The organism is Streptomyces sp. NPDC051172, assembly GCF_040682555.1.
In the GTDB taxonomy this organism is placed as follows: Bacteria; Actinomycetota; Actinomycetes; order Streptomycetales; family Streptomycetaceae; genus Streptomyces.
The window spans coordinates 58,086-79,853 of sequence record NZ_JBFBBE010000007.1 but is presented as its reverse complement, the minus strand read 5'-3'; the positions used below and the strand labels follow the sequence as shown (position 1 = coordinate 79,853).

The following is a 21,768-nucleotide window of genomic DNA, read 5'->3' as shown; positions in this document are numbered from 1 at the left end:
GGGTTCAGTTCGCGGCCGCGACGGGCGTGCGCTGCTCGCCGAGGTCGATGCGGCCGTCGGGGGTCGCGATCGTCGCCGTGATCACGTCGCCCGGGTTCAGGTAGTGCGGGTTCTTGGCCTGGCTCTTGAAGAACGCCTTCCACTTCACGGCGGGCGGCAGCAGCGCGCCGATCTTCTCGACGGCCTTCGGCGGCGCCTTCAGGGCCGTGCCGCCGGGGGTGCCGGTGAGCAGCAGGTCGCCGGCGTCCAGGGTCTGGAAGCGGGCCAGCAGGGTGAGCGCCTTGGCCGGGCGGACGATCATGTCGGCCAGGGTGCGGTCCTGACGCAGCTCGCCGTTGACACTCAGCTTCAGCCGCAGGTCCAGGAGATGGGTGAAGTCCTCCGGCTCCAGGAGCGTGAGGTGCGGGCCGGTGGGCGTGAAGGTGGGGTACGACTTGCTCTCGTAGAACTGCGTCTTGGTCAGCTGCACCTCACGGGCGCTGACATCGTTGGTGATCACCAGTCCGGCGACGTACGACGGCAGGTCCCCCTCCTCGACCACGGTGCCGACGGGCAGGGGCGCGCCCATGACGAGCCCGAGTTCGATCTCGTAGTCGAGGAACTTCACGTGGGAGGGGCGGACGACGGCGTCGCCGGGGCCGCTGACCGAGCCGGACGCCTTGCGGAAGAACGCGGGCGGGATGTCGCCCTTGAAACCCGAATCGCGGGCGTGGCTGCGGTAGTTGACCATCTGGGCGACCACCCGGCAGGGGGTGGTGACCGGCGAGAGCGCCACCAGGTCGACGACGGGCGTGCCCGGTTCGCCGGAGGCGGCGGCCTCGCGGACAGCCGGCCGGTCGGCCAGCAGCTCGGCGGTCGTCACGGCCTTGGTGTCGACCGGGACGGCCCGGTCGCCAAGGACGACCCACCAGCCGTCGGCGGTGCGCAGGACATTGGTGCTCATGTCAGTGCCTTTGTGAGGGGGATTCGCATGCAGGGGTCAGGAGTTGGCGGCCTTGAGCAGGCCGAACAGTCGTGCCGGGTCCATCTCGTTGTCGCCGCGCAGGGCCTCGATGACATCGCGGACCCGCTGCGGGGAGGGGCTCGCGCCGAGGAAGTCGCGGGTGGCCGGCGGGCCCCACTGGGCCAGACCGCTGGTCGACATGGGCGCCCAGCCGGGCTCGACGTCGCAGGAGAACAGGTCGCCGTCGGCGAAGTGCTCCAGCATGAAGTGGTCGGGGTCGCGCCAGTAGTCGAAGAGCTGACTGCCCTGGATGTGCCGGCCGATGCCCCAACTGCGCTTGTAGCCGCGCTCCTTGAGATACTCGCCGCCGGTGGCGATCGAATCCAGGTCGGTGACCTGGTAGGCGGAGTGGACATACCCCGTCCCCGGCCCCAGATGCATCGCGAGGGTGTGGTGGTCGGCGGGCACACCGCCCAGGTCGCAGCGGATGAACGCCATCGTCGGCCCGCGCCCGCGCTGCCCGTCCAGGAACAGGAAGTCCGACACGATCATCCCGAGCGTGTCCAGGTACCAGTCCAGGGCCCGGCCGAATACCCGCGTCTCCAGCACCACGTGGCCGAGCCGCTGGATGCGGGACGGCTCGCGCGGCGGCCGCTGGGTGGCGTTGTTACGACGGTGATCCGTGCCGAAGTTGAGGAGCAGCGGCTGCTGTTCCGGCAGCGCGGGGAGCTGTTCGCCGCAGTGCACGACCCGGACCGGGAAGCCGGACGGGTCGAGCAGGTCGACCACCTTGCCGCCGCCGGGCACGTCGGAGTCCCGTACGGACGATCCGGTGGCGCGGGCCAGCCGGTCCAGATCGCCCCGCTCGGCGGCTCGGAACGCCGGACCGATGAAGCAGGACGTGCGGCCGCGCCGGATCACCATGCAGGGCGAGCCGGCGAAGGTGCCCCGCAGCCACAGCTCGCTCGCGGTGCGGGCGGCGACACCGAAGCCGAAGTCGCGGGCGAAGACCTCCGCCCGGTCCAGGTCGGGCTTCTCGAACTCCAGCCAGGCCAGGTCCGCCACCTTGATCACGGGATTCCGGGAGCGGCCGGGGTGTTCGCCGCGCAGTGCGCCCTGCTCGCTGTGGAGGTCCTGGTGGGCCGTGATGACGTCCCCGTTGACGCGCGTTTCAGACATGGTGCCCTCCGAGCAACATTGCCGTAATGAGGAAATCATCAACTGTGACAGTTCCGTCGTCAAGGCGTTCGCCGCAGGAAATGATGAATTCATCAGGACTGCGATCTACATTGGGTAACCGTTAGACTCTCTGCATGTCTACGTCAGCCCCGCCCAGCAACCGGTTCGAGCGACGTCGCGCAGAGACCCGTGGAGCTCTTGTACGAGCGGCCCGGCAGATACTCGCCGAGACCGGCGACACCAGCGCGAGCATCCAGGCGATCGCCGAGCGCGCGGACGTGGGCTTCGGCTCCTTCTACAACCACTTCGGCTCCAAGGCGGAGTTGTTCGAGACGGCAGTGATCGACGCCTTCGAGGAGTTCGGGCAGGCCTTCGACGAGCGTCTGACGGGGATCGACGACCCGGCGGAGCTGCTCGCGGCGGGCTTCCGGCTCAGTGCCCGCATGGCCGACTCCCACCCGGAGCTGATGCAGGTCCTGCGCCGCCGTGGCCTCGGGCACATCCACTCGGGCAACGGCCTGGCCCGACGCGCCCTGCGCGATCTCCAGGTCGGCATCGCCTCCGGCCGCTTCACGCCCGTCGACCCCGTGGTCGCCCTGTCCGCACTGGGCGGCACCCTGCTGTCCCTGGTGGAACTGCGGTTCGCCCGCCCCGAGGTGGACGGCGACGAGGCCGCGGTCAACCTCGCCGAGATGGTCCTACGGATGCTGGGCCTGCCCGCGGACGACGCGCACGAGGTCGCCCGACGCCCCTTGCCCGACGCCGTCTGACCTCACGCGGACGACGCGTCCGGGTGGAACGTGACCGAGCGGCCGGTGAAGCGGGCGTCGACTCCGTCCTCGCTGGTGGTGACCGACCGCAGCGTGAGCCCTTCGGGCACGTTCTGCAGCGGAATGGGCTCGTCCAGGGCCTTGTCGAGCAGCGATTTCAGCAGAGGGAGCAGTTCACCCCGCTCCGCGCGTACGTCCGTGAAGGCGATGCGGTTGCCGCCGGCCGCCGAGACGGCCGCGCTCACGGTCACGTCGCCGACGAGCGGCAGACTCGCGGTCGCGTCGACCCTGCCGGACTCGTCCCCTTGTGACACCTGCACGCCGAGCGCGCTCGACACGTCCGCGTACGACAGGAACGCAGTCGCTGTGACGCCGTCCGCGTGCGCCTCGTCGGCGCTCCCCGAGGTCCTCAGCCCGTCCATCCCGACCGTCAGCCTCGTCACCGGGAGCGGCCGGGTGCTGCCGCCGGCCGGAATGTCGTGGGCGGTCAGGTCCACATGGTCCAAGCTCCCCGCAGCCAGTTGGTTCAGTACGGGAAAGCCCCTGACGTGCACCGACGGCCGATCGGCGGTTCCCATTCCGTCCTGGAACGCCTTGGCCGTACGGCTCTCCGCGCGAGCTGCGGCGATCCGGTCGACCGCGACTCCGCCGACCAGCAGGGCCACCAGGGACGCAGCGGCGATGATCACGCGCCGCCCGGTCCGGGTCGAGGGGCTCACGTACACGGAGCCGTCGCCGTAGTAGGGCTCCTCGTCGCGGTGGGACTGATACATCGTTCTCCTCTTCAAGTGGTGCTCGGGAAGTGCGCCTACGCTGCGTCGCCCTCGGACCGGACAAGCCCGTGGACGCACGCCGCAGCACTGTCTCCGGCCACGCCCATCGCGATCAGGGCGGCGGTCGCGGTGCCGGTGCCGTCGTCGCTCCAGACCCCGCCGTTCACGCAGTCCAGAAGCCCTAGCAGGTACCCCTCCAGTGCCCTGGTCAGGACGACCGGGGAGACGCCGGTCTGGAAGGCGCCCTGCCGCTGCCCCCGGCCGATGATCGCCTCCGCCATGTCCCGCGCGGGAGCCAGGACTTCAGCGACCCGATCGGCCCCGAGGTCCTGGGGGGCGAGGCGGAGCAGGATGCGGTAGCGATCTCCGACGGGCCACACCGCGAGGACGAAGCGCGCCAGCTCCGTGACAGCGTCCGCCACCGGCGCGCGCGGGACCGCGAGCGCCTGCCGCAAGGCCCACGTGGCCTCCCCCACCAGCCCCTCCATCAGTGCGGCCCGGCCGTTGAAGTGGCCATAGACCGTGCGGCGCACCACCCCTGCCGCCTCGGCGATGTCACCGAGGCTGCTGTCGGGGTCGCGTCCGAGTTCCTGCCGGGCCGCTTCGAGGATGCGGGCCCGCGTGAGCAGAGTGCGTCTGCGTTCCGGGGCGGCTGTCACGTATGCGTGGATCATGTCGAACCTCCGGTGGACGGGCGAGGTCGACTCGATAGTTGCACACCAGTGGGCAATAAACTAGTCTGCACATCAACGGGCAATTAGCTGCCCCTGGTGCCGGGCCCCTCTTGGCCCCGCGTGCACCGATCCCATCGATTCCGCACCCCGAAGCCTGCGCTTCACCTCCTGCCGAGGAGCCTGACCATGCCGCTCTTTCCGAACACACCCGTCGAGAAGATGACGGAGCCCTATCACCGGCGCTGGTGGGCCCTGCTGGTCCTGTGCCTGAGCCTGCTGATCGTCGTCATGGCGAACACATCGCTGATCGTGGCCGCCCCCGACATGACCAAGGACCTGGGGCTGTCCAGCAGTGACCTGCAGTGGGTCATCGACGGCTACACCGTCCCCTACGCCGCCCTGATGCTCGTGCTCGGCGCGATCGGCGACAAGTACAGCCGCCGCGGTGCCCTCGTCCTCGGCCTGCTGATCTTCGCCGGAGGTGCGGTGATGGGCGGCCTGGTCGACGAGACGAACCTGGTCATCACAGCCCGCGCGATCATGGGTGTCGGTGCCGCCGTGGTCATGCCGGCCACCCTGTCGCTGCTGGTCGCGATGTTCCCACGCGCCGAGCGCGCCAAGGCCATCACCGCCTGGTCCGCGACCTCCGGCCTCGCCATCGCCGCCGGCCCGCTCGCCGCCGGCTGGCTGCTGGAGAACCACGCCTGGGGCTCGACGTTCCTGATGAACGTCCCGATCGCCGTCCTCGCCGTCGTCGGCACGCTGCTCCTGGTCCCGCCGTCGAAGGCGGCGGACATGGGCCGCATCGACTACGTCGGTGGCCTGCTGTCCATCGTCTCGGTCGGCTCCCTGGTCTACGCGACCATCGAGGGCCCGCACTTCGGCTGGGGCGTCGGCCCCATCACCGCGGCCGTCGTCGCCGGCGTGGGCCTGCTGGCCTTCGTGGCCTGGGAGTTGAAGCACCCCAACCCCATGCTGGACGTGCGCAAGTTCACCGAGCGCCCCTTCGGCGGCTCGATGATGGCGGTGCTGTTCTTCTTCTTCGGCACCTTCGGCTCGATCTACTACTCCACCCAGTTCCTGCAGTTCGTCCTCGGCTACAACGCCCTGGAGACCGGCATCCGCCTGCTGCCGCTGGCCGGAGCCGTGTTCGTCGGCGCCGCCGTCACCGGCAAGCTGGCTCCGAAGCTCGGTGTGAAGATCGTGGTGGGCACCGGCATGGTGATCGGCACCGTGGGCGTCTTCCTGCTCACCCGGATCGACTCCGGCTCCGCCTACACCGACTTCCTGGCCCCGCTGCTGCTGCTCGGCTTCGCCATCGGCCTGAGCCTGTCCCCGGCCACCGACACCATCATGGGCTCCTTCCCCGAGTCGGAGCTGGGCGTCGGCGGCGGCGCCAACGACACCGCCCTGGAACTCGGCGCCTCGCTGGGCATCGCCATCCTCGGCTCGCTGCTGGCCACCTCGTACAAGGACAAGCTGACCGACCTGGTCGGCAGCCACCTCCCGGCCGAGGCCATGGACACCGCCAAGGACTCCGTCGGCGGCGGCATCGCGGTCGCCGAGCAGGTCGCCAAGAACCCCCAGGGCGGCGCCCAGCAGGCCCAGACCCTGCTGGGCGCGGTCCACGAGTCCTTCGCCCACGCCATCGCCCACACCAGCCTCATCGGCGGCATCATCATGGCCGCCGGAACCCTGATCGTCATCGCCGTCCTGCCCGGCCGGGGGCACACCGCCAAGCAGGGTGAGGAAGAGGCGGCACCGGCTACCGAGGAGCAGACCGAGACCGTGGGCGCCTGAGCCCTGCATACCGGAGGCCGGAACCCCGATTCCGGCCTCCCCATCACCCCCTGAACGGGCCGTGCCTTGAGCGGCACACGGCCCCGGGACGGTGCCGGGAGGGGACACCCGGCACCGTCCCCCTTTTTTTCTGTCCGCCGAGCTGGGCGGTGCAGCGTCGGGGAGCTGGTGGTCAAGCCGTTCTGGGAGGGGCTGGGCAGGTGTGGGGGATCTGGGAAGAGACGCCGCGCGGTTGAGTTCCGGGTGTGGCGCTGTGGATGGTTGGCGTGGTGCTGCTCGGCCTGGGCTGGTGGCGAGATCACGCGGGATTCTGGGCGGACAAGGCGTTCCTCACCCATGTCTCCTCGTCCGTGACGACGCTTCGTTCGGCGTTCCGTTGGCCCTGGTGATCCTCAACAGGGTCGCGATGCTGCAGGCCGAGGCGGTGGAAGCGCGTGCCTGGCGGCGTCTGGCCATGCGGGTGGCCGGCCAGTGTGCCGCGTCCGTGCCCTTGCAGTTCCACGGCCCTGCGGCTCGTCTTGAAGATGCGTTTGCCGGGCTGCTCCCGGTGGAGCGCACTGCGCAGGCACCATTCATGGGCCGGGCGCCCGGGCGCCCTTCGAGCGTTCATTCCCCGGCACCCTGGCCCCGGTCATCGACTGAGTGACCTTCCCGAGGAAGACAGCAAAGGGCCCTCAACCGGGCATGGCCGGTTGAGGGCTCGATGCTGTCCGGTGTCTGCAACGTCTCACTGGCCGCCGTTCGTCGCCCCCGGCGTCGTCGCCGTGTCCTCGGCGGGTGTCCCGTCGTCCGACGACGGGTCCTGGGCCTCCTCGGTGACGACGACCACCGTGCTGCCCGCCTCGACCTCGCTCCCCGCCGCCGGGGTGCTGGAGGTGACCACGGCGTCGGAGGCCTGGGAGTACCCGGAGGCGACGGTCGCCTGGAGGCCGAGTCCACCCAGTTCGTTCTGGACCTCCGCCAGGGTCTTGCCGACGATGTCCGTCGGGATCTGCACCGTCTGCACCGACTTGGCGATCTGGACGTCGACCGACGAACCGGGCTCGACCTCGTGTCCCGCGGCGGCGCTCTGTTCGACGACGGTCCCTGCTGCCTCGCTGCTGTCCACCTCGGTGGTGTCGCCCAGCTCGAGGTCGTGCTCGGCGAGCAGCTTGCGGGCCACGCTCAGGGTGCTGCCGGTGAGGTCGGGAACCGTGGCCTTCTCGGCTTTCTTGGTCACCGTGAGGGTGATCTCGGTGCCCTTCTCGACGCTGTCGCCGCCTGCCGGGTCCTGCTCCAGGACGGTCCCGGCGTCCTTGGTGGACACCTTGTGCCGGAGCTTCACCTCGAAGCCCTTGTCCTCCAGAATGCGGGACGCGTCGTCCTCGTTCTTGTCCGTGACGTCCGGCACCTCCACCTTCGGAGCGCCGCTGGAGACGGTGACCGACACCGCCTCTCCCTTGTCGAGCCGGCCGTCCAGTGGGGTCTGCTCGCAGATGTGCCCCTTGGGCTGGTCCGCGCAGGGCTCCTTCTTGGTGACGGTGAGCGTGAGTCCGACGTTGTCCGCCGTGCGCCGGGCCTCCTCCAGGGACTGGCCGACGAGATCGGGTACGTCCGCCTTGCCGTCGTCGGCCGTACCGCGCCCGAACATGAACCAGCCGAGCACGAGTGCCGCGACGACGACCGCGACACCCATCCCGATCAGCGCGGCTCTGCCTCTGCGGCGACCGCTCTCCGCCGGGACATCGCCGTCCGGCTCCTCCTCGTCACCGCCGTCGAACGCCCGGTCCAGGACGGTCCGCGCCCCGAGGGCATCCACGTCGGCGAGCATCTCCTGCGCGGACTGGTAGCGGTACGCGGGGTCCTTCGACAGTGCCCGCAGGACGATCGCGTCGACCTGCGGTCCGACCTCGGGGTTGTGGAGGCTCGGCGGTCGCGGTTCCTCCTGGACGTGTACTCGGTGGGCTGCCTCCTGTACGAACTCAGGTCGGAGCGGGCGTCGGTGGCGTGTCCCATCGCCTGTTCCGGGGAGAGGTACTGCGCGGTGCCGATCACCAGGGAGGTCTGGGTCATGCCGACGTCCCGTGCGTCACGGGCGATGCCGAAGTCCATGACCTTGACCTGGCCGGACCAGGTCACCATGACGTTGGCCGGCTTGATGTCCCGGTGCACGATGCCGTGCTGGTGGGAATGAGCGAGCGCCTCCAGGACGCCGGCCGTCACCTCCAAGGCGCGTTCGACGGTCAGCGGTGGTCCGGAGTACAGGGCCTCGCGCAGGGTCATGCCGTCGACGTACTCCATCACGAGGTACGGCAACTGCGCCCCGTACGAGAGGTGTTCGCCCGTGTCGTAGACCGCGGCGATGGCCGGGCGGTTGAGCGAGGCGGTGGACTGGGCCTCCCGCCGGAACCGCTCCTGGAGTGCCGGATCGTGGGCGAGGTCGGTGCGCGGAGTCTTCACCGCGACGCCGCGGTCGAGCCGGAGATCGTGCGCGAGATGCACCTCGGCCATGCCTTCGGAGCCGAGCAGCAGCCGCAGTTCGTACCTGTCACCGAGGACCGCCACCGGCGCAGGCCGGGAGAAGGCCAGATCGTCTGGTCCACCGAAGTTCATGCCCAAGATAATTGCACATCTAGGGGTAACTAAAGAAGTGGGGGCGGACACGGAAAGACCCCGGTGCGTCGCACCGGGGTCACGTCGGACTGCAGGGGGATCTCAGCCCTCGGCGGCGGCCACCTCGTCGACGACGATCTGCGCCCGCTTCTCCGGCACACCGGCCGCGATGAGCGTGGTGATGGCCACCCGGGTGCCGTCGTCCTCCAGCGCCCCGGTGTTGACCTCTTCCAGCAGGGCGACCGTCATCGCCTCCAGACCGGCGCTCAGCACCGGGGCCGGCAGGTGGGTGTGGAAGATCCCGTCCCGTTGTCCCTGCTCCAGGATGGCCGCGACCCTGATCCGGGCGGGCTCCAGGATCCCGGCGACACGGTCCATGCCGAGGTCCCGTCGGGCCAGCGCCAGGAGCATCCGGTAGCGGTCGCCCACGGGCCAGAGCGCCAACGTGAAGTGGGCGAGCGCCCGGTCCGCCGGTTCCGTCGCGCCTGCTCCTACTGCAACGGCGGCGTGGAGCGCCTCGGTGGCCTCCTCGGCCAGTGCATCCAGGAGCGCGGCCCGGCCGGGGAAGTGCCCGAACAGCGTGCGCCGTACGACACCGGAGGCGCGGGCGAGCTCCTCCAGGGTGATGTCGGGATTCCGCCCCAACTCCTGGCGCGCGGTGGCCAGGATGCGCGCCCGGTTGGACCGTGCGTTGCGTCGCTGGGGCACACGACCCACGGGCTGGGACACGAAAGGAACCTCGAAGAAGACAGGGCGGAGAAGGGACTTCTCCATTCTGGCACGCGAGTCCCGACCGACCCGCGGCCGCATCCGGGGTCGGTCGGGACCTGGTCAGGCGGGCAGCTCCTTGATGTCGGACGGCTCCTGCGGCTCGATGCCGTTGAAGCGGTGCCGGAAGTCGCTGGAGGCGGGGTACGCGGCGCGGCGGGAGCGCATGATCGGGCCCAGCGGGCGGTGGACCTCCAGGGCGTGCCAGGGGCTGAAGGAAAGGACGTCGTCGGCGTAGCGGCGGCGGGCGTCGCTGTAGGCGCCCTGGGCGGACAGATGCAGCACGGCCACGGTCTGGTGCGGTGACAGTTCCCCGGGCCCGGGCCCGGGCCCGGGCGACCCTGCACCGATTCGCAGCGGCCATGTCCGACCTCGACGCTGCGGACCGAGCAGGCGCGCGACCGGACGGCCTGGCCGCGGAACGAGCGGCGATCATGCAGGCGGTCGGCTGCTACGGCGAGGCTCACCTTCTGCTGAGGGAGGCAGCCCCGCACCGGACTTCGCCATGCTGAGCGCCCTCGCCGTCCTCCATGCGGAAAGCGGCAACATCGCGGAGGCGGTGCACGTCTTCCGGGAGGCCCGGAACGCCTACCGGGGCGTCTCGCCCTTCCCTCTCGCCCAACTGGACTTCCGGCGCGGGGTGATGTGGCTGCGCGAGGGTGAACTGCCCGCGGCCCGCGAAGCGTTCGACGGCCCCCGATACCGAGTGCCCGGTTACGCCCCTGCCATCGGCCACCTCGCCGAGGTGGAACTCCTGTGCGGAGACGCCGATGCGGCCGCCAACCGCCTGCGTCCCCTGGCGGAGACGAGTGACGACCCCGAGTACGCCTCCCACCTTGCACTCGCCCTGCACGCCGTCGGCCGTCACCAGGAGGCTCAGCCGTGGCGGGACCGGGCGGCGGAACGCTACGACGAGTTGGTGCCGCGCCACCCGGAGGCCTACTCCGACCATGCCTGCGACTTCTGGCTCCAGGTGGGAGCCGATGTCGACCGGGGCCTGCAACTCGCCCTGCAGACCCTGGTCATGCGCCAGACGACCCGCTCGTACGCCTCGGTCCAGCGTGCCCGGGCGGCAGGCAGCCAGTCGGCGCAGGACACGCCCTGACCGCGACGGCACCGCCGTCCGCAGAAGTCACCATGAACGACATCGCCGCGATCCCGGCACCACACGGCATCCCTCTCGCGGGCAACACTCCACAGATCCCGCCGTGGTGGCCGATCTGCCGCGTGGCCTGGACACCCTGCCGGCCCGCCAGTTCAACGGCGGCCATGAGCTGTCCGGCGGCCAGTGGCAGCGGCTCGGCGTGGCACGGGCCGCCTACCGGCGCGGCCGGATCCTGGTCGTGGACCAGCCGACGGCGGCCCTGGATGCGCGGGCCGAGCTGGAGGTCTTCGAGAAGATCCGCGCCCTGGCCTCGGCCGGGCAGACCGTCGTGCTGATCACCCACCGGCTGGCGTCGGTGCGCCACGCGGACCTGGTGCACGTCCTCGACCAGGGCCTCCTGGCGGAGTCCGGCACTCCGGACGAGTTGCTGGCGAGCGGCGGTATCTACGCGGAGCTGCACTCGCTCCAGGCCGAGCAGTACTCGGCGCCGGTGCCGAAGGCCGGTTGAACCGGCGCCGCTGCGGAGCGGTCAGGCGACCGCGTCGACGGTCGCCTCGCTGCGCACGACTACGAGAAATGTGTCCGTAGCCAGGTCCATGACGACCTCGGCGGCCAGCCCTTCCATGCGCCGCGCATGCGCGAACTCCTCGGCCGGCCACGATCCCCGCGGCCCGCCCGCGGGAAAGCGTTCGAGCACTGTTCGCCCGTTCACCATCCTGCACCTCCAGAAAGCGTCGTACTTGTAGGAGTTAACGCCTTCCAGGGGCCGAACGCCTCGCTCAGTTGCCGGACTGAGACGTAGTTGACACTCGTTCACCGCGGACTGTGAGGGTCCGGTCACTTAGTGAAGATCCCGACCGCGTTTCGACTACTTTCTGTTTCATTCCTTGCACTCGACGTAATGCCCCTTTGTATACGTCACCGGGAGCTCGACCAGGCCGCGGGCGCGCAGGGAGCGGCGCCACCGCAGGTCGTCGTCCGCGAGTTCGAGTTCGGGGAAGCGTTGCAGGAGGGCGGCGACGGCGATCTCGGTCTCGGCGCGGGCCAGGGGTGCGCCCAGGCAGTAGTGGATGCCGTGGCCGAGGGCGAGGTGGCCGGAGGCGTCGCGGGTCAGGTCGAGGCGGTCGGGGTCGGGGAAACGGGCGGGGTCGCGGTCGGCGGCGGACGGGGAGACCCAGACCGTCTCGCCGGCGGGGATCGTGACCCCGCCGATGGTCACGTCCGTCACGGGGAAGCGCCGGATGGCGAGCAGCGCGGGGCCTTCGTAGCGCAGAAGCTCCTGTACCGCGGCGGGGAGCCGGGTCGGGTCCTTGCGCAGGGCGACCAGTTGCTCGGGGTGTTGCAGCAGGGCGAGGACGGCGTTGCCGATGAGCTGCACCGTGTTCTCGTAACCGGCGAAGAGGATGAGGAAGGCGAGGGACATCAGCTCGTCCTCGCTGAGCCGGTCACCCTCCTCGCGCACGGCGATCAGATCGGAGAGCAGGTCGTCGGCGGGCTCGCTGCGCTTGTCCGCGAGGAGCCGGGTGAAGTAGCCGAGCATCGCCACCACCGCCTCTTTGGCGGCCTCGGGCCCGGCGTCCGGGGCCGGGGCGACGAGGGTGTCGGTCCAGATCCGGAAGTCGAGGCGGTGCTGGTCCGGGATGCCGAGCAGATCGCAGATGACGGTGATGGGCAGCGGCGCGGCGTAGGCGGCGATCAGATCCACGGTGCCGTGCGCACCGAGCGCGTCGAGGAGCCGGTCGGCGGTGCGGCGGATCGGCGTACGGAGCTGCTCGACGCGACGCGTGGTGAAGGCGCGGCCGACCAGGCGGCGCACGCGGGTGTGGTCGGGCGGGTCCATGTTGAGGAGGTTGGCGTCGAGCGCCGGCGGCAGCGAGAAGCCCTTGTAGGTGCCCGCGACGGCATACCGCTTGTCGAGCGAGAGCCGCGGGTCGGCGAGGGCGGCGCGTACGTCGTCGTAGCGGGTGACGAGCCAGGCGGGGGTGCCGTCCGGTCCGGCGATGCGGTGCACGGGCGCGGTCTCGCGCAGCCGCCGGTAGACGTCGTAGGGGTGGTCGAGGAGGCCGTCGGCGGGATCCATGGGGTCAGCGTAGGGCGCCGGGGCTCACGGTTTGGGGGCCGACTGCGTCACCCTCTGGGCGAGTTGACCGGCGAAGTGGAAGACGCCCCGGCCGAAGGCGGTAGGCGGCGCGTGCGGAGCGAGCGCGGTGGTGATGCGGCCGTCGGCGCCACCCCGGTGTCGTAGCGCGAACTCCTCGGACTTCTCCCGGCCTTGGGGTCCCTGGGCGGAGAAGTACGCCTCTCCCCGACGGGCCCGGATCCCGCACTCCTCGACGACGGCGGCGACCGCGTCCATGGCGAAGTAGTGGTCGGCGAAGCAGGTGACGCCGCCGCGGATCAGCTCGGCGCGGGCGAGCCGCGCCCCCAACTCCACGTCCCTCTCGGTGAGGTTGGACTCGACCGGCCGGACGACGTCGTTGAACCACTGCTCGGTGGGCAGGTCCTCGGCGGCGCCGCGCAGCGCGACCATCGGCGCGTGCGTGTGGCAGTCGATCAGGCCGGGCATCGCGACCCGGCCACGCCCGTCGATGCGCTCGGCCGCGGCGAGATGCTCGACCGCGAAGGCGGCCGTCACCGACTCGGCGACCCCGCCCCGTACCACGACGGCGGCGCCCTCCTCGAACCCGACCCCTTCCTGATCGTCGTGCACGAGGACGGTGCAGCCGGTGATGACGAGATCGGCGGGAGAGTCGGTCATCCCGCCGACGTAGGACGCCGTCGTCGGCCGGCGTGAGCCGATCCGCGCATCCGGTCCCGTCCGGTCGCGGAACCGGCCGGCCTCGGGGACCCTGTCCTCACCACAGCTCGCCGCACGGCTTCTGGAAGGGGCCCGGCATGCTCCTCGGCACCTGGAACCTGGAGAACCTGTACCGGCCCGGCGGCCCCTTCGGGCCCAAGGACAAGGCCGCCTACGAGACGAAGCTCGCCTCCCTCGCCGCCGTGATCACGGAGCTCGACCCGGCGCTGCTCGGCGTGCAGGAGGTCGGCGAGCCCGAGGCGCTGGACGACCTGGTCGGCATGCTGGACGGCGACTGGCATGTCGCGCTCTCCGGGCATCCGGACGGCCGGGGCATCCGGGTCGGCTTCCTCAGCCGTACGGCGGTGGAGGTGGTGGCCGACACGAACACGTTCCCGGCGGAGCTGCGGCCGGTGCAGGAGGACGACTCCGGTGCGCCGGTGTCGGCGGCGGGGCGCGGTTTCCTGGCCGTCGAGGTCGCGACGGACTTCGGCCCGCTGCGGGTGGCCGTGGCCCACCTCAAGTCGAAGCTGCCGGCCTATCCGGGGAACCGTTTCTTCCCCCATGACGAGGGTGAACGGGCCCGCTACGGCGCCTACGCCCTGTACCGGCGGGCCGCCGAGGCGACAGCCCTGCGCGCGCTGGCCGACACCCTGCTGGCCGGGGACGGACGCGAACGGGACGTAGCGGTACTGGGCGATCTGAACGACGAGGTGCAGGCCGCGACCACGCAGATCCTGCTCGGCCCGCCCGGCTCCGAGATCGGCACTCCGGGCTACGGCCATCCCGACCAGGGCGATGCGGAACGGCTGTGGGACGTGGCCCCGCTGATCCCCGCCGAGCAGCGCTACTCCCGCATCAGCTCCGGGCGCCGGGAACTGATCGACCACATCCTGGTCAGCCACCGTCTGCTCCTGCGGGTGACGGCGGCGGGGACGGGCCTGCCGGGCGACGGGACGCTGCGGCTGCCGTCGGTGGGACCGGACCCGGCGGACCGGCAGGGAAAGCCCGGGTCGGACCATGCGCCGGTGTGGGTGCGAGTGGGGCAGTGATCCGCTCGGCGGGGCGCGCCGGAACGGCATGCCCCGCCGCCGGGCTCGCTAGCAGCCCAGGTGGGCGACGAGCAGGTTCGGGTCCTGCTGGGTGAAGTACGCGGCGCTGTTGACGTAGAGAGTGTTGCCGCGCACCGCCACGGAAGTCGGGTTGGACAGCCCGTCCGCCTTTGTGAGGACGACGGAGTGGGTGCCGTCCGGGCGTACCTCGACGAGCTCGCTGACGCCGATCAGGGCGGCGAGAACGGTGTCGTCGTGCGGTCCGGGGAAGGCGAAGTCGTCGACGTTGGTGAGCCCGGTCGCCCGGGTCTCGACCGCGCCCGCGGAGCCGTTCGGCCGTACGGGAATGCGCAGCAGCGTGCCCCGGTCGCTGTTGGACACCCATACGGCTCCGCCGTGGACCTTGACTCCGTTGGCACCGAATCCGGCGCCCGTGACCGGGACCGGATCGAGGGCGGTGTCCTTGGCCCACACGGTCGGCGTGCCCCCGGCCTGCGGAACCCGCCACACGATGCCCTGCGCCGAGTCGGCGGCGTAGAGCACGCCGTGGCGCTCGTCGAGGGCGAGGCCGTTGGGCAGTGCGGTCGTCGGCAGCTGCGCGATCTGCCGGGGTGCGCTGCCGTCGGGCGCGATGCGCCAGACGCCGGTCTTGTCGGTGCCGGTGGCGTAGTCGACGTAGAGCGTGCCGTCGTGGGCGCGGGCGATGCCGAAGGCGGTCGCGGCCTTCAGTACGGGGGTGTTCGGGTTCGGCTCGTCGGGCAGGGTCGCACGGATCGTGGTGCTCCCGTCCCGGGTGACGTGGGCGACCTGCCGGGCGGAGGCGAAGGTCAGATCGGCGGAGCCGTCGGGCTCGACGGCGATGTTCTCCGGCGACTGCCCTGCGGCGAGGTCGAAGTGGGCGACGACACGGGGCCGGGACACGGTCGGTTCGTCCGCGGACGCGGGAGCGGTCGCGAGCACCGCCAGAGCGACGGCGGCCGTGGTGGCACCGGCCAAATGCGGGAGTCTGGGCAGGAACCTGTGCTTGGACATGAACCTCTCCTGGAACTGGGGCACGAAGGCACACGAAGGCACCAGTGTGCGTCGCAGGACAGGAACTGTCGTACGAATTTTCGTTCACCGCCCGTGAGTTCACCTCGCGGCCATCCGGATCTTCGACTGCCCGTGCGGCAAATCGGGGGGAGAGCGGGTGCTACACGGCGATGGGCAGCCCGGGCAGGCGTAGCCCCGTCCGTTCACGCCCCTTTTCGAACTGCGCTAGCAGATCGGTGAGTTGCTCCCGCTGGCGAGCGGACAGACGTCCCGAGTCGTCGAGTTGAACGGCACAGGCGGTGGTCGTGTCGACGAGCTCTTCGAGGATGGCGACGACCTCGTCCGCGCCCTCCGAGTGCCGGGCGAGTGCGGGGAGTTCGGCGGCGGCGAGGGCGATGGCGGTCCCGGCTTCGGCGAGTGTGCGGTAGGCCTCGCGCCGCAGGGTCCAGCGCGTGGCCCGGGAGTCGGGGCCGGCCATGGGGTCGCGGGCCTCACGCAGAACATGGGCGAGGTAGGCGTGCGCGGCGCTGCCCGCCGCGACGAGCCGGGCCTGCACCGTCCCGCCCCGCTGCCCCGGCATCGGCAGATGCCCGACGATGAGGACGATCGCACAGGCCAGCAGGGTCTCACCGATCCGGCTGGCGGAGGCCTGCGGCTCCCCGCCGACCATCACCAGGGCGAGCACGAGCACGGTCACGACGGCGGTCTGCGCGGCGAAGTGCCGGGTGGCGACGGGGATGAGGGCCCCGCTGACGGCCACCAGCGCGATGAGCCCTTCGGGCCGGGGCAGTACGGCGGCGAACCCGGCGAAGACAAGAGCCCCGAGCACGGTGCCGGCCGCCCGGCACAGCACCCGCGAGACCAGCGGCCCGAGGTCGGGCTTGACCAGGAAGACGGCGGTGGCGGGCAGCCAGTACCAGTGCGCGTGCTGCCCGTACCAGCGGGCGTGGTGCAGGGCCTGCGCCACCCCCGCGCCGGCCCCGAAGCACAGGGCGACCCGCAGCCCGTACTCCCGCCCACCGGCCCCGAAGGCGAGGCGGAACTGATCCCTGGCCGTACGCCGCCGGGTGTGCAGGTCGCCCCCTTCCCCCTGGTCGAAGGCGTCGGCGGCATGGAGCAGGGCGTCGTCTAGGGCGCGCAGGGCGGGAGCCGAGCGGTGGGGTGCGGGCAGCGGCCCGGTGTGCGTGTCCTCCCGTACGGCGGCCGCGAGCCGCCGTGGCCCTTCGGACGCCCGCCCGGGAACGGCCTCCCCGGCCCAGGCGAGCGCGGTCGCGGCCTCAGCGAGGGGGAGGGCGGCGGCGTACTGCGCGTGCACCCGTCGCTCCGCGGAGGAGGAGGCGTAACGCCTCAGCCGGGGGCCGGCGAGGGCGTCCTGCGCATGGTCGAGGGCCGCGGTCAGCGCGGCCCGGCGCGCGATGCCGTCCTCGGTCCCCGCCGCCTCGAGCAGATCGGCGACGGCGTCGTACACGGCCGCCACGGCATCCCGCTCCCCGTCGAACCGGAAGTCACCGGCGGTGGCACCGGGCGTGGGGAGCACCAGCCGCAGGGCGAGCAGCCACCCGGCGCCCGCGAGGAAGGCCAGGGCACGCAGCCAGCCCGCCTCCGGGACCGGCATCCCGGCCCCGATGGCGGAGGCGACGAGCAACTGCGTCCCCGCGCCGGAGGCGACGGGCCCGATGGCGCTGATGCCTCCGGCGAGCAGCCCGACGCCGGTGAGCAGGAGAGTGAGCACGACCGCTCCGACATGCTCACCGGCAAATGTCCCGACGAGCAGCCCACCGGCCCCCGCGAGCGCGGGCACCCCGAGCCGCTTGACGGAGGCGCGACGACTGCCGGGCCGGTCGTTGATCCCGGCGAGCATGGCGGCGATGGCGGCGACGACGCCGAGGGAGGTGCGACCGATGAGTACCGCGGTGAGGAGAAGCGGCCCGGCGGCAAGAGCACCGCGCACGACGGCGCTCCAGGGGATGGGTCCGCGCTGGGCGCGAAGGGCGTGGGCGAGCCAGGGCGGCAGCGCGAGGTGACGGGTTTCAGAGCCGGTGCGGGACACGGGGGCTGGGCTCCTGTACGGACGAGGGCGGGGTGTGCCTTCGGGCGACGGTGGCCGAGTTTCGGGGTGTGGTGCCCACGGTAGATCGCGTTCCTGGAGGGAACGGGACGATTGTGTTTCCGGGGTGTGACGGTTGGCCGGAAGGGCGCGTTCTTTATGAACGCAATTCCCGGATGAACGCAGGCGGGCCCGGGGGCGTAGCCTGCCCCCGGGCCCTGGGATGCCGTCCATATTCACACGCCGGCACGCTTGAGAACCCAGATCAGTCGTTAGGTCGTCGCGTCCTGCCTTTGGACCACCGCACATCGAGCTGTGCGGACTGGACTTGAACCAGCATTTCGACGCGCTGGGGCCTGGGCCCGGTCGATCCGGCGATCGACGGCGAATGCTGAGTCTGGAGCGATAGTCTTAGTTTGATCGCGGCCCACCCCTGATGTCTTTGGCGGGTGCGGACCGCTGAGTCACGACAAGCTTCAGCTTCAGCTTGCGCTCTTCGCGCACCCCGGCCGCAAAGGACCGGGGAGTCTCAAAGGCTACCCGAACAGGTAGCCGAACACGGCGTCACCGACCCGCTGGTCGACGACATCGGTGCCGTTCGCCTCCTCACGCGCGAACTTCACTGCCTGCTGCAACTTCTCCACGCGGTCGAGGAGTTCATTGACGCGGCGGGCGGGAAGGGCGCCGGAGAACTTCACGGTGGTCCAGTACCCGACGGGAATGTCCTCGTAGTAGACCTCGACCTGGGCGGGATGCTTCTCGGTCGCCTCGGCCTTGACGTGGTTCCGCGGCACCTTCTTGGTCCGCAGCGTCCGTACCGGCTCGGTCTTCCAGGCATCCGTGGACGGGTCCTGCACCCACGACTCGGAGGCGTCGAGAACGGGAAGCTTCCGTACGAAGGTGTTGAGATCGACGAGCTGCTTCTCGAGAAAGAGCAGATAGGAGACGGGCACGTCGGCCACCAGCACCCGCCCGTCCACCTTCACATCGGCACGGGCGGTGCAGTTGGCCCAGTCCTTCGTGGCGGTCACGTCGAACAGCCGGGTCAGGGTCGCGGCGGTCTCCCGCAGCACGTCCTCGGCCTGCACCTGCACCCGCGTCGACTCGGGCGGCAGCTGCTCGCCCTCTTCGTCCTTCGGCTGGTACGTACGCGAGATACCGGCCAACAAAGCGGGCTTCTGCAGCCCGTGATGAGCGGCCGTCAGGTCCTGGTGCGCCTTGGACTTGATGCCCTTCTCCACTGCGATGATCTGATTGAGTTTCGCCACGTCCGGGACGGTAGCAGCGACAACTGCTCAATCTCGAAGGATTATTCGCCGCCGATCAGGGGTGCATTGCAGAAGAGAAGAGCGCCTCCGCGTCATCGATCACCCGTACCAACACGTCCGGGTCCGGTTCCAGTTGCTCAAGTACCGCGTCAATTCCCCGCAGTCCGGCCCGCTCCAGCAACCGCTTCTCATTCGTCACCCACTCCCCTCGCGCCGCCAGCACCGCATGCCCGGTCTGTACGGCGGCCGTGGCGACGGTTCCGGCGACCTCCGCGAGGCGGCCGTGCGGGGCGTGGTTGGCCTTCGCATAGGCGAGCGTGACGTGGGCGGTGCCCCGCCAGCTCTCGGCGGCGGAGGCCCGCAGCTTCTGCGGGTACGCGGCCGACCGGGGCGCCTCGCCCCGAAGCACCCGGTTGACCGCCAGTTCGGCAACGACCAGATAGCTCGGAATCCCGGCGAGATGGAACATCAACGGCTCCACCCGGAACCGCCCTTCCTCCGCCTCCGCCAACTCGTGCTCGACGATGTCGAGATCGCGGTAGTGGACGTCGACGCGCCGGCCGTCGATCGTCAGCCAGGCACCTCCGTTGAAGACGCCGCCGCCCCAGCCGCCGACCTCCGAGACCTCGCCCTCCCAGCCGAGGGCCCGAAGACCGTCCGGGTCGAACGGCCCGCGGTAGTAGACGGCCAGGTCCCAGTCGCTGTCGGGCCGGTCCGTGCCCTCAGCGCGGGAACCGCCGAGGGCGACGGCCCGGACAGTGGGAAGGGCGGCGAGCCGGTCGGCGACGGTGTCGAGGAACCCCTGATCGTCCTTGGTCGTCTCCGCCATGCCGGCCATCCTGCCAGGGCGTGACCGACACCACCTCATCGGCGCGGGCAGCCGCCGCAGCGCCTGCGGCACGCTCACCCTGTACGCGGACGACCGCCATCGAGGGGAACAGCATGCAGACCGAAGACGGAGACGTACTGGCGCAGTTGGAGCAGGCTCTCCAGCCTGCAGCCCCCATCCCGCCGGGTGACAACTGGGCCGCAGCCCCCGATCTGCTGCTGTACCTGGTGGAGCAGATACGGTCGCGGCGCCCCGCACTCGTCGTCGAACTGGGCAGTGGCACCTCGACGTTGTGGCTTGCGACGGCCCTGCGCGCCTTCGGCATACCGGGCCGCGTGGTGAGCCTGGAACACGATCCCGGCTATCACGCGCAGACCGCGCAGGGGCTCGACCGCCTGGATCTCGGTGAGTACGCCGAGGTGCGGCTCGCTCCGCTGGAGCAGTTCACCATCCAGGGTGAGACCTGGCCCTGGTACGCCGAAGCGGCCTGGCGCGATCTGAGGGATTGCGGCCTGCTGTTTGTGGACGGCCCTCCCGGATGGTCCGCGCCGCTCGCCCGCTACCCGGCCGTACCCCTGCTCACCGACGCCCTCTCCCCCGCAGCTGCGGTCCTCCTCGACGACCACGATCGCCCCGATGAGCAGGCCATAGTTGCGCGCTGGCGCCAGCAGCACCCCACCTGGTCCCTCGAACGGCTCGCACACCGGAAGGGAACGGCGGTGCTGCACCTCCCGGGGACGGAACCGAGTGGCGAGCGCTCAGAAATGGTTTGAGCGAGGCCGAGCCCCGCTGCTACGTTCCTGATGGACCGTGAAGTCGTCGTATGGAGGTGAGCCCCGTGAACGCAGTTACCCGTGGGTGCTCCCTCAACCCGTCACGGTCCGGCGGCTGACGTTCGGTGTCGCCAGGAGCGCCTGAGATCGAGGCACTCCTGGAGGGAGACTCCGATGAACACAAAGCCTTTCACATCCGGCCCGGGCGAGAACGCAGCGGTGATCACGCGCGTCGCGGACCGGCAATGGCATGCACTGGACGACGACCTGGTGGTCGGCCGCGGGCATGCGGAGCACCGGCCCGACGGACGCCTGTTCGTCAGCATCGACGCCTGGCACGACGCCACCTTCGACCGGCTCGCCGAGGCGATGCTGGCGGAACTTCCGGCGCCGCTGTACACGGTGGTCGACGAAGCCGACGTCGAGCTGACGGCAGGCTGGCGGCGGGCCGGTTTCACGATCCGGCGCCGCGAGTGGGAGTACGCCGTGCCGACCGACCCGCAGGTCACCGGGCTCGAAGCGGTCCTGCCGCCCTCGGGCGTGACGATCGTGCCCGCCGGTCGGGCGGACGAGGGCCTGCTGCGGGCGGTGGACCGCGTGATCCGTGCCGAGGTCGAGGCGAGTGTCGGATGGCATTCGATGCCCGCGGAGGTCATTCGCCGCCCCGCTGACGACACCATCGTCGACCCGTCGAAATACACGGTGGCCGCGGCGCCGGACCGCTACCTGGGTCTGATCCGGGTGGTGACGGTGATCCGGCCGCGCATCGGGCTGGTCGCGGTGCCGGCCGGTGAACAGCGCCGCGGCATCGCGCGGGCGCTGCTCGCCCACGCGCTGGGGACGCTGCACCGCTCCGGCTTCACCACGGCCTGGACCGAGGTCCAGGAGTCCAACCGAGCGGCCTCGGCACTGTTCGAGGCCATCGGCGCCCGGCCGGCGAGCAGCAACCTGGAGCTGGTGCGATGACAAGGAACAAAAACGTCATCGAAGTCGAGGGCAAGGTCGTCGAGTGCCTGCGCAGCGCCATGTTCACCGTGCAACTCGACAACGGCCACCAGGTGCTCGCGCACATCAGCGGCAAGATCCGCAAGAACTACATCAAGATCATGCTGGAGGACCGGGTGCTGGTTGAGCTCCCGCCGTACGACCTGACGCGCGGCCGGATCGTGTTCCGGTACCGGAACTAGGACCTGTCGTTTGGACCAGCCCGGCGTCGCGGCAGCCGGGAAGCACTGTTGGCTATAGCCGACCTGATCCAAACGACAGGCCCTAGCGGCGCCCCGGGCGGGACGGAGGGAAATTGGGATGCGCTCCCGGCGGCCGGACCGGACGATCGGTGAGTTGTCCGCCGCCGGCCAAGGAGCTG

General features: G+C 70.8%; 21 protein-coding genes and 2 pseudogenes. 8 read left to right on the top strand and 15 right to left on the bottom strand.

Annotated features, from left to right (window positions below; genetic code table 11):
* Positions 1 to 4: 4 nt before the first annotated feature.
* Both AB0N07_RS06045 and AB0N07_RS06040 read right to left on the bottom strand, forming a co-directional pair.
* Positions 5 to 943 (bottom strand): fumarylacetoacetate hydrolase family protein, encoded by a 939-nt coding sequence (locus AB0N07_RS06045; RefSeq protein WP_365832526.1) that lies wholly within the window; start codon positions 941 to 943, stop codon positions 5 to 7.
* A 36-nt stretch (positions 944 to 979) separates the two neighbouring features.
* The gene (locus AB0N07_RS06040) at positions 980 to 2,122 is read right to left on the bottom strand and encodes a VOC family protein (protein ID WP_365832524.1); all 1,143 of its coding nucleotides are present in this window, start codon (positions 2,120 to 2,122) and stop codon (positions 980 to 982) included.
* 134 nt (positions 2,123 to 2,256) lie between these two features.
* Between AB0N07_RS06040 and AB0N07_RS06035 the strand changes: the two genes are divergently transcribed.
* On the top strand, positions 2,257 to 2,892 hold the full coding sequence (locus tag AB0N07_RS06035; protein WP_365832522.1) for a TetR/AcrR family transcriptional regulator: 636 nt from the start codon (positions 2,257 to 2,259) through the stop codon (positions 2,890 to 2,892).
* A 2-nt stretch (positions 2,893 to 2,894) separates the two neighbouring features.
* On the opposite strand, the gene AB0N07_RS06030 is transcribed toward AB0N07_RS06035, so the two are convergent.
* A complete protein-coding gene (locus AB0N07_RS06030) occupies positions 2,895 to 3,665 on the bottom strand; it encodes a DUF2993 domain-containing protein (protein WP_365832520.1) in 771 nt (256 codons plus the stop codon).
* A gap of 35 nt (positions 3,666 to 3,700) precedes the next feature.
* Positions 3,701 to 4,339, bottom strand: a complete 639-nt coding sequence (locus AB0N07_RS06025) for a TetR/AcrR family transcriptional regulator (protein ID WP_365832518.1) — start codon at positions 4,337 to 4,339, stop codon at positions 3,701 to 3,703.
* A 186-nt stretch (positions 4,340 to 4,525) separates the two neighbouring features.
* Here AB0N07_RS06025 and AB0N07_RS06020 point away from each other — a divergent pair, with 186 nt between their 5' ends.
* Positions 4,526 to 6,139: an MFS transporter gene (locus AB0N07_RS06020; RefSeq protein WP_365832516.1), complete on the top strand. Its 1,614-nt coding sequence runs from the start codon at positions 4,526 to 4,528 to the stop codon at positions 6,137 to 6,139.
* Between the two features lie 727 nt (positions 6,140 to 6,866).
* Here the strand turns inward: AB0N07_RS06020 and AB0N07_RS06015 are convergent.
* The 4 genes from AB0N07_RS06015 to AB0N07_RS06000 form a co-directional block, all read right to left on the bottom strand.
* Positions 6,867 to 7,937: a PASTA domain-containing protein gene (locus AB0N07_RS06015; RefSeq protein WP_365832514.1), complete on the bottom strand. Its 1,071-nt coding sequence runs from the start codon at positions 7,935 to 7,937 to the stop codon at positions 6,867 to 6,869.
* Positions 7,820 to 8,731, bottom strand: coding sequence for a protein kinase (locus AB0N07_RS06010; protein WP_365832512.1), 912 nt, complete (start codon positions 8,729 to 8,731; stop codon positions 7,820 to 7,822). The genes AB0N07_RS06015 and AB0N07_RS06010 overlap by 118 nt, the downstream gene beginning before the upstream one ends.
* Before the next feature lie 102 nt (positions 8,732 to 8,833).
* Entirely contained in the window at positions 8,834 to 9,460 is a 627-nt protein-coding gene (locus tag AB0N07_RS06005; protein ID WP_365832510.1) for a helix-turn-helix domain-containing protein, read from the bottom strand.
* Positions 9,461 to 9,562: 102 nt separating this feature from the next.
* The gene (locus AB0N07_RS06000; RefSeq protein ID WP_365832508.1) at positions 9,563 to 9,790 is read right to left on the bottom strand and encodes a hypothetical protein; all 228 of its coding nucleotides are present in this window, start codon (positions 9,788 to 9,790) and stop codon (positions 9,563 to 9,565) included.
* Positions 9,791 to 10,004: 214 nt separating this feature from the next.
* Between AB0N07_RS06000 and AB0N07_RS05995 the strand changes: the two genes are divergently transcribed.
* Together AB0N07_RS05995 and AB0N07_RS05990 are read left to right on the top strand one after the other, a co-directional pair.
* Positions 10,005 to 10,604, top strand: coding sequence for a hypothetical protein (locus tag AB0N07_RS05995; protein WP_365832505.1), 600 nt, complete (start codon positions 10,005 to 10,007; stop codon positions 10,602 to 10,604).
* A gap of 103 nt (positions 10,605 to 10,707) precedes the next feature.
* Positions 10,708 to 11,112, top strand: a pseudogene (locus AB0N07_RS05990) (ABC transporter ATP-binding protein); the annotation flags it as partial.
* A gap of 21 nt (positions 11,113 to 11,133) precedes the next feature.
* Here AB0N07_RS05990 and AB0N07_RS05985 read toward each other — a convergent pair.
* From AB0N07_RS05985 to AB0N07_RS05975, 3 genes and pseudogenes are all read right to left on the bottom strand, one after another.
* Positions 11,134 to 11,319 carry a hypothetical protein gene (locus AB0N07_RS05985; RefSeq protein ID WP_365832503.1) on the bottom strand — a complete coding sequence of 62 codons (186 nt, stop codon included), beginning with the start codon at positions 11,317 to 11,319 and terminating at the stop codon, positions 11,134 to 11,136.
* A 165-nt stretch (positions 11,320 to 11,484) separates the two neighbouring features.
* Positions 11,485 to 12,684 (bottom strand): cytochrome P450, encoded by a 1,200-nt coding sequence (locus AB0N07_RS05980; RefSeq protein WP_365832501.1) that lies wholly within the window; start codon positions 12,682 to 12,684, stop codon positions 11,485 to 11,487.
* A gap of 99 nt (positions 12,685 to 12,783) precedes the next feature.
* Positions 12,784 to 13,362: pseudogene (locus AB0N07_RS05975) on the bottom strand (amidohydrolase family protein); the annotation flags it as partial.
* Between the two features lie 137 nt (positions 13,363 to 13,499).
* Here AB0N07_RS05975 and AB0N07_RS05970 point away from each other — a divergent pair.
* Positions 13,500 to 14,453: an endonuclease/exonuclease/phosphatase family protein gene (locus AB0N07_RS05970; RefSeq protein ID WP_365832499.1), complete on the top strand. Its 954-nt coding sequence runs from the start codon at positions 13,500 to 13,502 to the stop codon at positions 14,451 to 14,453.
* Positions 14,454 to 14,501: 48 nt separating this feature from the next.
* Here AB0N07_RS05970 and AB0N07_RS05965 read toward each other — a convergent pair whose 3' ends face one another.
* From AB0N07_RS05965 to AB0N07_RS05950, 4 genes are all read right to left on the bottom strand, one after another.
* Positions 14,502 to 15,485: a hypothetical protein gene (locus AB0N07_RS05965; RefSeq protein WP_365832497.1), complete on the bottom strand. Its 984-nt coding sequence runs from the start codon at positions 15,483 to 15,485 to the stop codon at positions 14,502 to 14,504.
* 160 nt (positions 15,486 to 15,645) lie between these two features.
* Positions 15,646 to 17,535 (bottom strand): FUSC family protein, encoded by a 1,890-nt coding sequence (locus AB0N07_RS05960; protein WP_365832495.1) that lies wholly within the window; start codon positions 17,533 to 17,535, stop codon positions 15,646 to 15,648.
* A 533-nt stretch (positions 17,536 to 18,068) separates the two neighbouring features.
* Positions 18,069 to 18,800: a hypothetical protein gene (locus tag AB0N07_RS05955; RefSeq protein WP_344403934.1), complete on the bottom strand. Its 732-nt coding sequence runs from the start codon at positions 18,798 to 18,800 to the stop codon at positions 18,069 to 18,071.
* 55 nt (positions 18,801 to 18,855) lie between these two features.
* Positions 18,856 to 19,629, bottom strand: coding sequence for a nucleotidyltransferase domain-containing protein (locus tag AB0N07_RS05950; protein ID WP_365832492.1), 774 nt, complete (start codon positions 19,627 to 19,629; stop codon positions 18,856 to 18,858).
* A 113-nt stretch (positions 19,630 to 19,742) separates the two neighbouring features.
* Here AB0N07_RS05950 and AB0N07_RS05945 point away from each other — a divergent pair, with 113 nt between their 5' ends.
* The 3 genes from AB0N07_RS05945 to infA all read left to right on the top strand — a co-directional run bounded on the left by AB0N07_RS05945 (position 19,743) and on the right by infA (position 21,589).
* Positions 19,743 to 20,402 (top strand): class I SAM-dependent methyltransferase, encoded by a 660-nt coding sequence (locus AB0N07_RS05945; RefSeq protein ID WP_365832490.1) that lies wholly within the window; start codon positions 19,743 to 19,745, stop codon positions 20,400 to 20,402.
* Positions 20,403 to 20,576: 174 nt separating this feature from the next.
* Positions 20,577 to 21,368, top strand: a complete 792-nt coding sequence (locus tag AB0N07_RS05940) for a GNAT family N-acetyltransferase (protein WP_365832488.1) — start codon at positions 20,577 to 20,579, stop codon at positions 21,366 to 21,368.
* Complete coding sequence (infA, locus tag AB0N07_RS05935; RefSeq protein ID WP_365832486.1) at positions 21,365 to 21,589, top strand: translation initiation factor IF-1; 225 nt, start codon at positions 21,365 to 21,367, stop codon at positions 21,587 to 21,589. Before AB0N07_RS05940 ends, infA begins: the two co-directional genes overlap by 4 nt.
* The last annotated feature ends 179 nt before the right edge of the window (positions 21,590 to 21,768 follow it).